Annotated in this window: 11 protein-coding genes; 2 read left to right on the forward strand and 9 right to left on the reverse strand. The window is 57.1% G+C overall.

The window, feature by feature from the left end; translation table 11 throughout:
- Nucleotides 1-78: 78 nt before the first annotated feature.
- From EAV92_RS16010 to EAV92_RS16020, 3 genes are all read right to left on the reverse strand, one after another.
- On the reverse strand, nt 79-1797 hold the full coding sequence (locus tag EAV92_RS16010; protein ID WP_123042034.1) for a type 2 periplasmic-binding domain-containing protein: 1719 nt from the start codon (nt 1795-1797) through the stop codon (nt 79-81).
- Nucleotides 1798-1936: 139 nt separating this feature from the next.
- Complete coding sequence (locus EAV92_RS16015) at nt 1937-5185, reverse strand: endo-1,4-beta-xylanase (RefSeq protein ID WP_123042035.1); 3249 nt, start codon at nt 5183-5185, stop codon at nt 1937-1939.
- Nucleotides 5186-5758: 573 nt separating this feature from the next.
- Nucleotides 5759-6436, reverse strand: coding sequence for a S1C family serine protease (locus EAV92_RS16020; protein ID WP_164472807.1), 678 nt, complete (start codon nt 6434-6436; stop codon nt 5759-5761).
- A gap of 341 nt (nt 6437-6777) precedes the next feature.
- Here EAV92_RS16020 and EAV92_RS16025 point away from each other — a divergent pair, with 341 nt between their 5' ends.
- The gene (locus EAV92_RS16025; protein WP_123042037.1) at nt 6778-7008 is read left to right on the forward strand and encodes a FeoA family protein; all 231 of its coding nucleotides are present in this window, start codon (nt 6778-6780) and stop codon (nt 7006-7008) included.
- A complete protein-coding gene (feoB, locus tag EAV92_RS16030) occupies nt 7002-9017 on the forward strand; it encodes a ferrous iron transport protein B (RefSeq protein WP_123042038.1) in 2016 nt (671 codons plus the stop codon). Before EAV92_RS16025 ends, feoB begins: the two co-directional genes overlap by 7 nt.
- A gap of 263 nt (nt 9018-9280) precedes the next feature.
- Here the strand turns inward: feoB and EAV92_RS16040 are convergent, their stop codons facing one another.
- The 6 genes from EAV92_RS16040 to EAV92_RS16065 form a co-directional block, all read right to left on the reverse strand.
- Nucleotides 9281-10231, reverse strand: coding sequence for a nucleoside hydrolase (locus EAV92_RS16040; RefSeq protein ID WP_123042040.1), 951 nt, complete (start codon nt 10229-10231; stop codon nt 9281-9283).
- A 1-nt stretch (nt 10232) separates the two neighbouring features.
- Nucleotides 10233-11162, reverse strand: a complete 930-nt coding sequence (gene rbsK, locus EAV92_RS16045) for a ribokinase (RefSeq protein ID WP_123042041.1) — start codon at nt 11160-11162, stop codon at nt 10233-10235.
- Between the two features lie 124 nt (nt 11163-11286).
- A complete protein-coding gene (locus EAV92_RS16050) occupies nt 11287-11439 on the reverse strand; it encodes a sporulation protein YjcZ (protein ID WP_123042042.1) in 153 nt (50 codons plus the stop codon).
- A 97-nt stretch (nt 11440-11536) separates the two neighbouring features.
- On the reverse strand, nt 11537-12016 hold the full coding sequence (locus EAV92_RS16055; RefSeq protein WP_164472808.1) for an SRPBCC family protein: 480 nt from the start codon (nt 12014-12016) through the stop codon (nt 11537-11539).
- A gap of 86 nt (nt 12017-12102) precedes the next feature.
- Nucleotides 12103-13104 carry a response regulator gene (locus EAV92_RS16060; protein WP_123042044.1) on the reverse strand — a complete coding sequence of 334 codons (1002 nt, stop codon included), beginning with the start codon at nt 13102-13104 and terminating at the stop codon, nt 12103-12105.
- Nucleotides 13105-13123: 19 nt separating this feature from the next.
- Nucleotides 13124-16228 (reverse strand): ATP-binding protein, encoded by a 3105-nt coding sequence (locus EAV92_RS16065; RefSeq protein ID WP_123042045.1) that lies wholly within the window; start codon nt 16226-16228, stop codon nt 13124-13126.
- Nucleotides 16229-16252 lie beyond the last annotated feature (24 nt).

The raw sequence follows: 16252 nt of genomic DNA on the forward strand, positions 1-16252 counted from the left end.
GCCGAATCCGTATGAAGGAAAGGCCGGCAGTATGCGCATGGCATGTGGGCCGGCCTTTCGCCTCCTATTCAGGGATCCTTATTTCAGGGAATCAAGAATACCCTTGATTTGTTCCGTATACCACTTCTCGTAACCGGCGGTATCCAGTTTGCCGAACTCTTTCAGGTACGCTTGCCATTCGGACTCGAATTTGTCCGGGCTCGCCAGCACGATTTTCGGGAAGTACTTCTTGGTGACCTCGTCTTTCTTCGTTTCCCAGATTTGCTGCGGCGAACCTTGTTCCTTCGGAATGCCCCATGCCGGGTACCACGGGCGGGGATCCGGAGGCGAGAACATTTCGGAATACGTCTGCACGCCGTACTTGCCGAGGATTTCCTTGTCTTTGTCGGTCAAGTTCATTTGGAACACTTCAGGCTGCAGGGCCGGCGCCAGCGCGTTGCCGTCCGCGAGCGTGGAGTTCGTGTTGTACATCGGCCAATCCCAATCGAAGTATTTGAAACCGAATTGCTCGCGGAACGCTTCATCGATTTTAGTGATTTCTTCCTTCGTGCGGTAGAAACGGCCTTTGTCGTCGACTTCGTACGTTTCGCCCTTGATGCCCCAGCTTTTCATGATCTGGTTATCTTCTTTCAGCAGCGTATCGAAGAAAGCCATGATGCGGTCCGGATCCTTCGCGCTGACGGTGACGCCCAGACCGCGGTTTTTGACGAAGCCCGGCGGATCGAGGTACTGGTCCTTGCCTCCGTCGAAAGTGACCGGCAGCGGGAAGTACACGAAATCGTCCTGGGCAGGATCTTTCTTCGCCGCGTCCTGCAGGTTAAGCTGCGCGTTGTTGATCTGCCAGCCGTAATCGAAAAATCCGACGACTTTATGGGAGGCGAGCTTGGCGATATATTGGTCGTAGTTGTCGACGAAGGAAGCTTTGTCGAACAAGCCCTTCGCGTTCAGTTCGTTCAGCTTCTGCAGCCATTGTTTCGTAGCGTCGGTACCTGCATACGTCTTCGCTTCGTGCGTGTTCATGTCGACGATGACGTTGCCGTCGTTCGGATATCCCTGCAGATGCATCGGCGGGTTGGAGGTCGCGAAAAATCTCCAGTCGTGCGTCAGCGTCAGGAAGCCCGTCAGATTTTCGTCTTTATGCTTGTTGACGTAATCTTCGACCAGCTTGAAGTATTCGTCGAGCGTTTTGATTTTCGGGTAACCCGCTTCCTTCAGGACGCGGCGCTGTACCCAGAACGCGCCTTGGTTGATGTTCGGGTCCGGAACGAAGTCGCCGACGACCGTGGAGAAAGGCAGGATGTAGATTTTGCCGTCGGAAGAGGTCATTTGTTTCAAATAGGGACCGTAAACGCGTTTGAGATTCGGATACTTCTCGATATATGGCGCAAGGTCGATGAAGCCGCCGGCGTCGATGACTTTATCGATGGCCGCGTCCGGCACCAGCACGTCGGGATACTCGTTGGAGGCGATGAACGTTCCGATTTTGGTGTTCAGGTCGCCGACGAGGAATTCCATTTTGAAATTCACGCCGGTCTGGTCTTCCAACGCCTTGCCTATCGTAGTCTCGTTCGTGTTCCTGTCTTTTTTCCCCGCGACGCCGTTGAAGTAAGTGAACGTCACTTTATCCAGCGGTTTCTGGGATTGCTCCGCGGATGCGGATGCGGACGCCGATGCGGGTGCGCTAGCCGAATCGCTCGGCTTGCTCTCCGTTTTGTCCGTCGCTTTGGAACAACCTGCGATTAACGACCCTGTGAGAGCGAGCGCCAGGCCGATCGACCACCATTTATTTTTTGCCACTGTGCCGAAACCCCTCTCCAACCTTTTTTGTAAGCACTTTCATTATAGGAAATAATCCCTCAGCAAGTTAACCAGGCAAACTATAGTCCTTACTTCAAAAAGCATATATGCTGGAGCCGCCATTGGAAAATCGTTTTCTTTAACGCTGCGGCTTACCCGGCTTGGCGGGGGTTGCCGCTTGCGCGCTCGCCGCTTCGGACCGGTTGTTGCCGGCAATCGCCACGACCTTATAATAATAAATCGTCGAAGGTTCGAGTTGATTGTCCACATACTGGGAGGCGCTCAAGCGATCGGCGATCTTCGTGTAGGGCCCGTCGGCAGCCGTAGAGCGATACACGGCGTAAGCAGCGGCAGGCTGGATTCGATCCCAGTCCAAGCGGATGACCTGATGGTTCAGCGCAGCTGCGGCCAGGTGACCGACCGGAGCAAGAAGCGTGCGCCCGGATACCGTCAGGCTCGGCTGCGAAACCGTCGTTCCGTCGGAAGCCTTCACATAGTAGTAGTACTTCGTATCCGGCTGCAGGTTCGTGTCCGTGAAAGCCGAGTCATTCAGGTTCGCGGCCGCTTCCGTGAACGGACCGTCGGCTGCCGTGGCGCGGAAAACGCTGAACGTGACCGGAGCTCCGGAAGCATAGGACCAATCGAGCGCGATCGAAGTGGAGCTTGCCGCGGTCAGCGTGAGATCGGTCGGCGCGGCCGGGGGCGCCTTCAAGGTCAGCTCGCCGTATACGGATGTGTCCATATAACCGGTGCCTGTCGTGTCGTTCCAAGCCGCCACGCTTTGGCGGGCACCGTCTTTGGCGTCGTTGATCTGCACGTCGAAGCCGAGCTTCAAGCCGTTCGCCGGCGTGACCGACTTGAGCGGAATCTTGACTTCGACGGTATAGTTCATTCCGTTGACATGGGTTGCCGATACGAAACCGTCCGCGAGGGCAGGCGGGTTAAACGAAGTCTCGTTGTCGAAGTTCACCCTGTACTGCCCGTCATCGTCTTGGTAGAACGAAGTCTTGGCATTGTTCTGATCCACGAAGATTTCGACGGAATCCTGCTCCCAAGGATTGAGGCTGCCCTTATCCAGCTGCGCATCGCTCACCTGGATCAGCACGTACAGGTTTTGATTGTCCCAGAGCGCTTTCGCGGTTCCGGCCGCGCCTTGCCAAGCCGTCTGGTACCGGTTGATCGGCATTTCCGGCGTCCGGCTCCAGACCGCGTCGACCGTGCCGTCGACGACGGGCGTCGCGAACCCGGCCGTTGCCTGGTTGGCTTGCGTCGACTCGGGCGGATGCTCGGCGATGAATTTATCCGGGTCGAGGATACCGTAGTAAGCCGGTTTGGCCTGCAGGTTCTTATCGAACGGCAGCGGACTGCTTTCGGCCCGCCAGCTCGTCGCGTCGTTCAGTCCCCAGAACGTCACGCGCGCGATGTGGTCGGCATGGGCTTTGTAAAGCTTGAACAGCTGCGCGTACAGATAGCCTTGGGCGACCGCTTGCTTCTCGGTCAGCTGGCCGTTGCTGCCGGCCTGCACGTCGAGCTCGGAGACGCTGACTTCCACGCCGAGGGAAATGAACTTCTCGAGCGACAGCTTCACGTTGTCCGGATTCGTGTTGATGTTGTAGTGTCCTTGCATGCCGATTCCGTCGATCAGCTTCTTGCCGGGATGCGTTTCGGCATACTTGTCGTTCAGCGCTTTGACCATGCTGTAGATGGCTTGGGCCTTGTTCTGATTGTCGTCGTTATAGTCATTGTAGTAGAGCTTGATATCCCAGTCGGGATGATCGTTCAGAACCTCTCTCGCTGCCAAGAACGCTTGCTCGACGTAGTCCGGTCCGACGGCTTGATACCAAGGGGAACGGCGCAGAGCCGATTGCCAATCCGATGGGTTCGCCGGGTTGTCATTCATTGCTTCGTTGACGACGTCCCAGGAAATCACCTTGCTGCCGAAATGCTCCATGACCGTGCGGATATGGGTCCGCATATTGCCCAGCGCTTCGTCGCGTCCGAGAGGAACCGTGTTGTTTTGGGCATCCTGCGCCGTATTCATCCAGGCGGGCGTCTGCTGATGCCAGACGAGCACGTGCCCGTGCACGTTTAGCCCTTCGGCGCGCGCTTTATCCACGATCGCGTCCGCCCCGTCGAACGTAAAGTCTCCCTTCGTCGGTTGGAGCGAATCCGGCTTCATGGTGTTTTCGGCCGTCACCGCGTTGTGGTGCATCTTCAGAAGCTCGAGCCTGACGCCGTCCAGATCGGCCGACGACACCGCGTTACCGATGAGGAAGTCGTTTTGATAGGCATCCTTGATCGGGATCAAATCTTTCTGGATGCCGATCGGGCCCGATCCCCGCACGAGGCTGACATCGTCGATGTAGTAAGAAGCCGTGCCGTTGTTCGAGCTCTCCACGTAAAGGGTTAGATACTCGCCGCCCGCGTTGTTATACCGATACGTGCCTTGGTACAGCACCCATCCGTCGGCGGTCGTGATCGTTTTGCCCAAAACGTTGTTATAGCTGGCGCTGCTTCCGTCGCCGATCTGAGTGGACAATTGGAGCTGCGAGCTATCGGGGGAGAGCAGCTTCACCCACACCGAGAGCGTGTATTCGAAGCCGAGATCCACGTATTTCTCGATTCGCAGCGACGGACCGTGCCAAGCGGCGGTTCTGTTCTCCACTTTGAGCGAATAGGAGCCGCCTGCCGTATGGTTGGCTTCGTTCGTGACGGTCAGCGTTTCGGTACCGGCCCGGCCGGCGAAGCCGCCCGCCGTTTGGTCTTCGAACGTAATCGTGTTGAACGGCAATGCCGGAGGTCTGTCGTTACTTCCTCCACCGCCCGAAGCGGTCTTCTCGGTGATCAGGATATCCCCGATGTAGAACGGAACGCCCGCTCCGGCATCGTTCGATTGGACGCGAAGCGCGCTATCCTTGCTCGTATCCACGGTGAATTCTTTGGTCATCGTGAACGCCGATCCGGCGGCGAAATCCGCCCCGGCCAGCCAGCCGTAGCCGTTCACCGTCTGCAGCCAGGTTTGCGCGCCCGCCGGCACCGTCACTCCGGCATCTACGTAACCGGTGAGGGTGACCGTGTAGGTTTTGCCGTTCTGCAGGCCGAGGTCGGCGAACCTGAAATCGACGGCATCCCAGTTGTTCACGCGGTTGCTCACGTAGAGCGCCGCGCCGTCCGCATTGCCGTCAAACGCTTTGCCGGTCACCGCCGTCAGGCTCGCACCGCCCGATGGCGTTGCGGCTCCTTGGCCTCCCGCGAACGCTTCGTGGTACACCGTAACGGTTTCCGTCGGATCGGTTTCCGCCTGCGCGACGGGAGTCAGCCATAGCGCCGGGCCGAGCAAAGCCGCGGCAAGTAGGCTGCTGATCGCTTGCTTGATTCTTCTCCTCATGGGTTGATTCCCCCTCCGTAATCAGATTTGAGCATAAGTGAAGCGCTTACAACTCCTCTTGCACGTCCTCCTTTCCCAAACCACATCCAGTATAAAGGCTGGTCATTTTGCGTTTTACCAGGAGAACTAAAGAAGAAACTCTGTTTATTTAAGAAGAAGCCGGGCGAGGATGGGTTCCTGCCCGGCTGACAACCGACCCGGACAGCGCACCGCCGTCTCCAACCGTCTCTAGCTGTTATTCTAGGCATAAGGCGTCGTTAACACCTTATCATCGTTTAAACGCACCTTATCTCGTAAATAGGATGATGCCGAATCGTTATTTTGTCGAAAATGCCTTCGGGGCGCCATCACGTGGAGCAATAGCGTTACCATAGCGTCTTATAGCAGACACCGCCGTGCTTTACCGAGTAAATAACGTTTTGACGTAACGTTATTTTTCTTGTTGAGGTGAGACTTGCCGCCAACGGTTCGCTTTCAGCCCGAGGCAATCCGGACAATAACTTACGCCGACGCATCGCTGAAAACATAAAAAGGCTGTCCCTTAGCTTTTGGGACAGCCCCGATGGACACCGCTTAGTCGAGATATTCCCGGATTCGGCTCTTGATTCCGTCGATGCCGAGCGCGAATCCGAGCCCGTTTTTGTTTTTCGCCATGAAGGCGTTCATGCCGATCACTTCGCCCTTCAAGTTGATCAGAGGGCCGCCGCTGCTCCCCGGATTGATGGCGCAATCCGTCTGGATGACGTCGTCCAGATCCTTGTCGGAAACCGCCACCGACTTATGTTTTCTGCTGATGACTCCCGAGGAGAGCGAGTTTTCCAACCCGAGCGGATTTCCGATGGACAGGACGAATTCGCCCACTTCGCTTCTCCGCGAAGAGCCTAACGGCAGAGGTTGGAGCGGCGGGGAGCCTTCCACCTCAAGCAACGCGATATCGTGTTCCTTGTCGTTCCAAACGACCTTGGCCGAACACTTCTTGCCGTTATGAAGGCCGATCCGGATTTCACGCGCGTCCCTCACGACATGGTCGCTCGTCAGAATCCAACCTTTGCGGTTGACGACGAACCCCGTTCCGAACGCGGCCATCTCCTGCCGCCTTTCCGGCGGGGGCATGAAATCGAAAAACGATTGCGGAAACGCCGGTTCCGTCCTCTCCCTGATCGCCTGGATGTCCACGATTCCGCGGCGGCACTTCCGATAGATGGGCACGAGATAATTGCCGGTTTGCCGTCCGGATGGCTTGACCGCCATGCTGCTCGCCTCCCTTTTTCCCAACGGTGGGTGGATCATGCGATAACATATGCACAGGCGGTTGAACCGCCAGTACGATCGCACATGGGAGGCGATAATCCGCTTGCGCACACTGGATATGGAGATACTGTTAAAAAAGCCGGAAGGGGGAAGTAACGTGAGCATGTCGCGATAGCCCAAGTCGACCAGACGGATCAGCTGTATGCGGACATTCGGAAGGAACCCTATTGCATTAGCGTTCCACCACAGTTTTACATTGATTTTCGCGCCTTTATGCTCTAGTATAAGTCGTAGAAATTGATAATCATTATCATTGCAAAGACTGTACCGGAGTGAACATAATGACTTTACTGGAAGCGAGTTTCGGTTCCCAAGTGAAAGTGACGGGACTGGACCGGGTGCATACCCTCGTCCGCCGGCGGCTCGGGGATCTCGGCGTCATGGAAGGAACCGTCATTTCCCTTCGCAAAGCCATGCCGTTCGGGGGCCCTTGCACGATCGAAGTCAAAGGGCAATGGATCGCGATTCGGCGCAAAGACGCGGGTCACATCTTCGTGGAGGCCGTGTGCTGACGGTCGCGTTAACCGGTAACCCGAATACCGGCAAAACTTCGTTGTTTAACATGCTGACCCACTCGTACGAATACGTCGGCAACTGGGCCGGCGTCACGATCGAGAAGAAAGTCGGCATTCTCAATAATAAGCAAGGCCAGCTCGTCGATCTACCCGGGATTTATTCGCTCAGCCCGTTGTCCCGCGACGAAGGGGTCACGACGCTGTACTTGCTGGACGAATCGCCTTCGCTGCTCTTGAACGTCGTCGACGCTTCGCAGCTGGAGCGGAACCTGCATCTGACGATTCAATTGCTGGAATACGGCAAGCCGGTCGTGGTGGCGCTCAACATGGTCGACGTGGCGGAGAAGCGCGGCTTGGACATCGATATCCCGCGGTTATCGCGGCAAATCGGCGTTCCGGTCGTTCCCGTCATCGCTCGCACGGGCAAGGGTTGCGACGCTCTGCTGCAAGAAGCGCTCCAATCGAGCAAGGGCGGCGGTTCAAACCCCGGCGGTCGCCGGTTGAATTACGGATCGCTGCTGGAGAAGGCCGTTTCCAAGCTGGAAGCGAAGCTGCCGGACGATTTGCAGCCCAAGCGGTGGCTGGCCCTGCAATTTTTCGAAGGCAACATTCCGGTCTTGCAAAAGCTTCGCCAGCATGTCGATCCCGCCTGGCTGCAAGCCTTCTACGATGAAACGGAGGCCCTTGTTCAAGCGGAAGCCGCGGGCAAACGGCTGCCGGATTACGTGCGCGACAGACGCGCCGATATCATAAGCGGCTGGATGAAGGACGCAGTACGCGAAACCGAATCTTCGCGCTCCACGCTGTCGGAAAAGATCGACGCGGTCGTCATGAACAAGTTTCTCGGCATTCCGGTATTTCTGGCCTTCATGTATTTCACTTTCAAGCTGACGTTCGACTGGATCGGGACGCCTCTGTCCGATCAGTTAGACGCTCTGCTCAACGGGCCGATCCGGAACGGCCTTTCGTCTTTTCTGGACACGGCGGGGGCCGCGGCGTTCATCAAAGCCGTCCTGCTGGACGGCGTGGTTTCGGGAGTCGGGGGCGTACTCGTCTTCGTGCCCCAAATCTTCATGCTGTTCCTGATCATCTCGTTCATCGAAGATTCCGGATACATGGCGCGTATCGCGACCGTCATGGACAAATTGCTGGAGGGCGTCGGGCTGAACGGCAAAGCTTTCATCCCGATGATCATCGGGTTCGGCTGCAACGTTCCGGGCATCATGGCCGCGCGGACGATCGAGCAGCCGAAGGAACGGCTTCTGACCATTCTGTTGACCCCGCTCATGTCCTGCTCCGCCAGATTGTCCGTATACAGCCTCTTCGTAGGCACGTTCTTTCAATCGCATCAGGCGATTATCGTTTTATCGCTGTACGTGCTCGGCGTGGTCGTCGCGCTTCTCCTGGCCAAGCTTTTTTCCAGCTCGTTAGCCAAGGAAGAGGAATCGATGTTCATCGTCGAGGTGCCGCCTTACCGGATCCCGCAATGGCGCACCTTGTCCCGCAGCACGTGGGAGAAAGGCAAAGGCTTCGTTCGGAAAGCGGGCACGTTCATATTCGGCGGCTCCGTCGTCATCTGGCTGCTCGGCTACACCGGCTTTCACGGGTGGAACGTGCCGATGAACGAAAGCTTCCTGCAGACGATCGGTTCCTTCATCTCTCCCGTCCTGCATCCTCTGGGCTTCGGCAATTGGCAGGCGGGCGCCGCTCTGCTGACGGGCTTTCTGGCCAAAGAGGTCGTCGTGTCCACGATGGGAATCATTTACGCGGCACCCACGCAAGCCGGTTTGGAAGGCGCGATTTCTCATTTCTTTACGCCTCTTCAAGCCTACAGCTTCATGGTGTTTATCCTGCTTTATGTCCCTTGCCTCGCAACGGTCGGCGTTATCCGCAACGAAACGAAATCGGCCAAATGGACCTGGTTTTCCGTGGGATACGCGTTGATCGTCGCCTATATCATTGCGTTCATCATCTATCGCGGCTGTCTTCTCCTGGGCTTTCATTAAACTACGAAGAAGGGAATGAACCTTCATGGTCTTCAGCATTGTTGCGGGTGCGGGTATTTTCGGTTATGCCGGATGGACTTTGTATCGTTATGTGCGCAAAACGAGGCAAGGCAAATGCGCGGCATGCTCTCTTCAATCCTCTTGCCAGACATCCTGCTCCAGCCCGGTAAGCCAATAAGCGGATTTACGATCGTAAAGAATAAAGGACAAGACCCGCCGACGTTTGCGTCGTTAACGGTTCTTGTCCTTTATTTTTATTGCCGTTAATCGAATGCCGCCAGGAGTAACTCCACCGCTTGCGCTGCTTGAACCTCCACGCATACCTGCACCGGCGTTCCGACGCGGGGCTTGCGCCTCAGATCCGCCACGGTCATGCCGACGCAAAGCTCGCCTGTGCATTCCACCGATAGATGCATCGTCTGAGTACGCACGATTCCCGGCTCCAGGGCGATCAGCAGGGCCAAGGGATCATGCATAGGCGCGTAATCGCGGAACCCGTTGAACTCTCGATAGAAGCCGAAATAAAACCGCATCATCCCGTCGATGAAGTCGACGATGCCGCGATTCTCGGGCTTGCAGGTCCGCTTCAGCGAATCCAGCTGCGATTGATGCAGCAGCGTCTTCATGGTCACGTCCAAGCCGACGAGCGTGATCGGCATGCCCGACCGGACGACGAGTTCCGCGGCCTCGGGATCTCCCCAAATATTCGCTTCGGCGACCGGCGTCACGTTGCCCGGCGCTTGAACCGCGCCACCCATGACATAGAGGTGTTTGATCTTGCCCGCGAGCCGGGGATCCTTCCGCAGAGCCAGCGCTACGTTCGTCAGCCGCCCGAGCGTGACGAGAACCAATTCGCCGTTCAGCTCGTCGGCCATGCGGAGGATGAAATCGTCCGCGGCTTCCTCGATCGGACGTTGGGAGGATAGAGGCAGCTCGACCTCGCCGATGCCGTTCTGTCCGTGCACGTGCGTCGAGTAGCCTTGCAATTCGCGTGAAATCGGCTTCGATGCGCCACGGCTGACGGGAATTTCATTCTCCCGCCCAGCCAGCTTGAGGATCCGGAGCGTATTCTCGGTTGCCAGTTCCACGGAAATGTTGCCGAAAACGGTGGTGATCCCCACGATGTCCGCCTTTTCCGATTTCAGGCCGTACAGGATCGCGAAAGCGTCGTCGATCCCGGTGTCCGCGTCGATGATGATTTTCCGTTGCGTCATTTCATTCTCCCTCGTTCAGCAATCTTTCCACTTCTTTCAGGACGGGCATGCCGCCTTGGGCTCCGAATTTCGTCACCGCCAGCGCGGAGACGGCGATCGCGAACCGCACGCTTTCCTCGAGCCCCCGATTCCGGGACAACGAGCAGGCCAGTCCGCCGTTGAAGGCGTCGCCCGCGCCGGTCGTATCCACGACTTCAACGCGTCGAGAAGCGGACCGTTGCAGCGTTCCGCCCCGCGTTTTCCAAGCTGCGCCTTGGCTGCCCAGCGTCGCGATGACCGCTTCCGGTCCTTTGGCGAGCAGGGCATCCATGGCCTTCTCCAAGCCTTCGGACTCTGGGTCCACGCCGGTTAGGGTATGTAACTCGGTTTGATTCGGCGTGATATAACGGATTTTGCCCAAAACGTCCGCCGGAATCTCGCTCGCCGGGGCCGGATTCAGAATGACCGGAATGCCCTGTCGATAGGCGATGTCCACGGCCGCCGCGACCGCTTCCATCGGAATCTCCAGCTGCACGAGCAGGATCGACCCCTTCGAGATGACCTCGCTCCAAGCGTTTACGTCTTCTGCGGTTAGGGTGCCGTTCGCGCCGGGTACCACCAGGATCGTGTTATCCTCTGGCGTCAGCGTAATGGAGGCGATCCCGGTCGCCGCGGAGCCGGTCTTCTTCATATGCTCGGCGTTGACCCCGTTCGTCTCGAGCGACTTCATCAAGCTGCCGCCGAACGCGTCTCCCCCCACCGCACCCAGCATGAACGTTTCATGGCCGAGCTTGGCACAAGCGACGGCTTGGTTGCCGCCTTTGCCGCCGGGCTCGAAGTGCACCTCTTGTCCGAACAGCGTCTCGCCGCTCGCCGGAAAGCGGGAAGCCTTGACGACGATGTCCATGTTCATGCTTCCCACCACGACCACGGTTCCATGAGTAGACGTCATATTTACGTTTCTCCTTTGCGGATTCCCGCTTCATCCTCATCTTCTCGAATGGTACCACTCCTGCGGAAGTAAAAAAAGTCCCGGTGAGTGACCCTCACCGGGACTTGCTGAACCGTCTGCTCCGTTAGATGATACCGGCAGCCAAGATGATGACCAGCAGGATGAAAAGAACGAGAACGAACGCGGCGCCGCCGCCCCATCCAACCCCGCAACCTACGCCGCCGACTCCGACTCCGCCGACTCCGACTCCGCCAACTCCGCCGAATCCAAAAGCCATTTCGAATCACTCCTTATGAAGGTTGGGATTTGTTCCCCCCTTAATATATGGAGACATTCTGCCAACGGACAGGATATTCGCGCATGCCGGGTCAAAATCAGCGAATGTCCCGGTGTCTGCGTTCCAATTCTCTCTCAAGGCTCGCGAGCCCTTTGCCCATCGCCCAGTAATGATTGGACCGGAAGATCGGCTTCATGACCGGAGACAACCATTTCAACAACGGTTTATCCGCGTTCACGTACCAATCGAATCGTACGTTCACGTACTCGCCGTCCTGCTCGAATTTCCAAGTGCCATGACCGGCCAAATCGCCGGAGGCCTTGAGCGACAGGGAATGCGGAACATTTTCCGCCGTTTTGCACGACTGCCAGCGCAGCTTGTAGGGCAGCTTGCCCCTCGTAAGGAGGGCGTATACCTCGTTTCCCGTTTCCTTGTCGGTTCCCGCCGTTTGAATATCTAAATATACTTCCGGCCACCAGCGCTGATAATCCTTGAAATTCGAACAGACTTCATAAACTTCCCGGATGTCTCCCTTGATCCGCCAATCCGTCGGCATATAATATTCGTTTGCTCTCATGTTATCCTCCCGGTTCATCGAGTCGCGCCCGACTTCTTGCCGAAAGAATAACCCGCGGCACTCACAAAATTCTCCCAAGCTCCCGGTCAGCCGCCAAACGTAAAAAACCCCGCATTCATCTCCTCGTCGAACGGGGAATTCCACATATAACTCCGGATCGTTTCCTTCGCGGCCGCCTCATCCCCAATGCCGCGGTAATAATGCACGAGCATTCGGGCAAGGGCAGCCTGCTGCGCCGCCACCTCCGCCCCGAGCCCTAAGCTCCACACGTAATCTTTGCCCCCGAACAAAGCTCCCCGGGACGTTCGAAACTGGTTCTCTCCCTCCACCGCATTCCGTTCGTCGATCGCGGACGTCCGGTTCATAAAGTCGCGAAAGCTTTCCAGATCCGTGAAAGAAGGGGGGATGCGCATCAGGTATCCTTCGTTGCCGTGAGTTAACTCCACCGTCAGTTCCGCTTCTTTCAAAGCCTTCTTCAGCCGGTAGACCGTGTTGTGGACGTTATGGAGCGCACGTTCTTCATCCAGATCCGGCCAAAGAAGATCCGCCAATTGCCATTTGCCCGCAAGGCGGTTCGGATACGCGAGCAGATAAGCGAACAGCTCCTCCGTCTTCCGGGTCGGCCAGCCGATCAGGCTTCCGTCCGCTTTCCTTGTCTCGAACGTGCCTAAGCAGCGGACCGGCGGATTCTCGGCAGCGGACTGAGGCCGCGATGCGGAACGCAGCAAATGGTTCTTCAAGAGTCGGGTCACGACCCTCTCAAGCGTATCTGGCGTGACTGGTTTGAGCAGGTAATCGACCGCGCTCACGCGGAACGCCTCGACCGCGTAGCCGGGATAAGCCGTCGTGAACACGACCTGAAGCTCTTCATCGATCGCCCTCAGTTTGTCCGCAAGCTCGATACCGCCCATCTTGGGCATCTCGACGTCAAGAAAGACGGCGTCGGGCTTCAACTGCGGATACCGTTCCAGCGCCTCGAGAGAACTCGTGAACGTTCCCGCGACCTGCAGCATCGGATGCCGGCCGACAATCCTCTCCATCAGATCCAGGATCGGCTTCTCATCCTCTACGATCATGACGCGCAACATGCTTTCTCCTCCCCCCTCTTCAGCTTGCCGTATCCGGCTTCGGCATATAAACGGTAACCCTCGTTCCCCGTTCCAATGCCGAATCGACCGTTACGCTCGCGCCCGGAATGCCCGCCAGCCGCCTGCGGACGTTCGTCACTCCGATGCCGGCGCCGTCCGGCCGATCGCCCGCTCTTAAGCGGTAGAGGATATCATCCGCCATGCCGATGCCATCGTCGGCGATATCGAATCGGATATAGCCGTTCCCGTCCGAAATCGTTAACGTTACCGTACCGTTGCCATCTTTTTCGAACAACCCGTGCCGGATGGCATTCTCGACGAACGGCTGAAGGGTAAGCGAAGGAATGACGACCGATTCGAGTTCGGGATCCGCCTGCAGCTTGTAGGCCAGACGCTCGCCGAACCGCGCTTTCTCTATTTCCACGTAAGCCTCGATCAGTTCCAACTCCGTGTTTAGGGGAACGTACAGCGTCTTTTGGTCACGTTCGAACACCATCCGCAAATAGCGGCTCAACTTGGACAGCAAATAAGCGGCCTTTTCCCCGTCGGTATAACAAAAAGAAACGATGCTGCTGATCGCGTTGTACAGAAAATGCGGTTTAATCTGCGCTTGCAGGAACGCCATTTCGTTTTTGACGGCCAGGTCCATCGATTTTTTCATCGACAACAACGTCCGGACCCTTGCGGCGAGCGTCTTCGGATCGAACGGTTTGGCGATGAAGTCGTTCCCGCCCGCGCGGAAGCAGAGCTCGATATCGTGCAAGGAATCCCTTGCGGTCGCAAACAGAACGGGCAATTCGAGCACCGAGCGCGTTTCCCGTACGGTCCGGCACAGATCGATTCCCGACATTTCCGGCATCATGACGTCCAATATCATGAGATCGATGCCCGGATGGTCTTCCAGCTTGCGCATCGCCTCTTTCGCGGAAAAGGCCGTCAACACGTTGTACTCATCACCCAGCAGATTGAGCAGGATACGGACGTTGGAGGCCTCGTCGTCGACGATCAGTACGGTATACTCCCGCGATGGATCCATGATTTCGAGTTCCGCCGGGTAAACCGAGCCTGTCCGTTCCTCCGATGCGGCAGCATACCCTTCCGCGGATTCGAAGGCGATGCCCTCTGCCGGCGGCAAGGTGAACGCCATGCTCGTGCCTTGTCCGGGTTCGGAACGCTCCACGTAAATTTGGCCGCCCATCCGTTCCACCAGCCGGCGGCTGATGTATAGACCCAGCCCCATTCCCGTGTAACCGTCCTTCGGAAGGTCGCGTTCCGCTTGCTCGAAATAACCGAAAATGGCTTCATGGCTTTCCTTCGGAATTCCGATCCCCGTATCCTCTACCCGCACAATAACTTGACCGTCCGCAACCGCCGCGCCGATCGCGATCCATCCGCTTTTCGTATGTTTGATCGCATTATGAATGAGGTTGTACAGTACCTGGCGTACCCGGTTTTCGTCCGCACGGACGAACGTGCCCGGCATTATGCGGTTCTCCCATCGCACATCCTTGCCCGCCAGTTCGAACTCCAGCACCTGGAACGCCGTCTGAGCGGCGACCCGCAAATCCAGCACGGTTTCCGCAAGCTGCAAATCCCCGTGCTTCAGCCGGACGACGTCCACAAGGTCGTTCACGAGCGCTGAAAGCTTCGTCGACGTGTCCTGGATGAGAGTCAGCTCGCTTCGCTGTTTATCCGTAAGTGCGCCCGCTCTCCCGTCGAGCAAGAATGAAGCCATATTCTGAATGCCGTGCAATGGGGTTTTCAATTCATGCGACGTGTTGGCCAGGAATTCATCCTTCAGCTTGTCCCGCTGGATCAATTGCTCCGTCAACTGTTCCGTTCGATTCATGGCGCGGGCGAGACGGAACGCGAGCAGCGTATTCATGAAGGTGATGACCGCAAGGAACGCGATGCGGCGCCCAAAATCCGTGTCCACCCAGCCGAGCGAATAGAAAAAACCGAACAGCAGAATCGACAGGATCGATACGAGAACTCCGCAAAGGAGCGCGGATTCCTTGCGGTCCAGTTGTCCGTTTTGTTTCGCGTACAGCCGCACGGACCGAAAGAAGTAAAACGCGACCAGCAGCAAGGAATAGATCCACGGCAGATTGCCGACGACCGAATACATCGTATGGGGAAGAGCCGCGACGGAAGCGATGTAGGCAGCGAGCGGGGCGACGAGCGCCATAAGCAGCCTTCGGGATAACAGCTTACCGTCCAAATAATGAAGGAACATGCCCAGAACCGCGAAATTCGACAACCCGCCGATGTAATAAAGCTTCCTCGCCCATTCATAGGAGAATTCCGGCACGAGTTGAAGAAGCAGTTGATCTCCGTCCAACGCAATGAAGACGATGAATGTCAGGAAGTAGAGGCCGCTGTACAGATAGGCTTTGTCCTTCAGCCTCATGACGTAGATGGTCAAGTGATGCCCGCCGAACAACAAAAGGATGAACAGACCGAAAAACTCGAAAGCGAAAAGGATTTCGTCATTTCGTGCCATGTCCGCTTGCGTGCCGAACTGCAAATCTTCAAAGCCTCCGATGCGCGCCGGATCGTCGCTGGCGACTTGCAGAACGATTTCCAGCTCCCGGCCTTCCGCGCGGAAGAACGTCGTATACGGCTTGTTTTCCGCTTTGAATTCGCGCGGGTTGCCGGACGGATTCCCGCCGTTGCCGATCTCAAAGCCGTTAACGAAAAGCCGGTGCGCCCTGTTAATGTTGTTCACCCGGATTCCGTAACTGGCGCCGCTCTCCTGCAGCTTGACGTTCAAACGATACGTCCCGTACGGCGTGCCGCTCGCCCGGTCCGGAGGACTTCCTCCAAACCAGGCATTCGGGATGTTGGCGGTGATGGCCTCTTCGCCTCTTTCTCCGCCGCTGCGGAAATCATCCGGCGAAAGCAGCTTGTTCGGGTAGAACGTCCACTCTCCGTCGAGATTGACGAACCCCCTGCTGCCGAAATCCCAGCCGCTTAGATCCAAAACGCCGTGCGAAGCCTCCGGGGCCGACCGGTTCGGCACCGTGTAACCGTAAATCCCTATCAATAACAAAATCGAAATCAGCGGTATCAGCGTTAACCCTAACGCCCGGGAGCCGATAAGCCCCCCATTTCTCCAGCTCAAGCTCCCCACCGGTTCCTCCCGTGA

This window comes from Cohnella candidum, assembly GCF_003713065.1.
GTDB lineage: Bacteria > Bacillota > Bacilli > Paenibacillales > Paenibacillaceae > Cohnella > Cohnella candidum.

Excerpts from the sequence above, each read along its gene's own strand:
- EAV92_RS16015 (WP_123042035.1), bottom strand. The coding sequence starts at position 5,185 with ATGAGGAGAAGAATCAAGCAAGCGATCAGCAGCCTACTTGCCGCGGCT.
- EAV92_RS16020 (WP_164472807.1), bottom strand. The coding sequence starts at position 6,436 with ATGGCGGTCAAGCCATCCGGACGGCAAACCGGCAATTATCTCGTGCCC.
- EAV92_RS16025 (WP_123042037.1), top strand. The coding sequence starts at position 6,778 with ATGACTTTACTGGAAGCGAGTTTCGGTTCCCAAGTGAAAGTGACGGGA.
- EAV92_RS16040 (WP_123042040.1), bottom strand. The coding sequence starts at position 10,231 with ATGACGCAACGGAAAATCATCATCGACGCGGACACCGGGATCGACGAC.
- rbsK (WP_123042041.1), bottom strand. The coding sequence starts at position 11,162 with ATGACGTCTACTCATGGAACCGTGGTCGTGGTGGGAAGCATGAACATG.
- EAV92_RS16050 (WP_123042042.1), bottom strand. The coding sequence starts at position 11,439 with ATGGCTTTTGGATTCGGCGGAGTTGGCGGAGTCGGAGTCGGCGGAGTC.
- EAV92_RS16055 (WP_164472808.1), bottom strand. The coding sequence starts at position 12,016 with ATGAGAGCAAACGAATATTATATGCCGACGGATTGGCGGATCAAGGGA.
- EAV92_RS16060 (WP_123042044.1), bottom strand. The coding sequence starts at position 13,104 with ATGTTGCGCGTCATGATCGTAGAGGATGAGAAGCCGATCCTGGATCTG.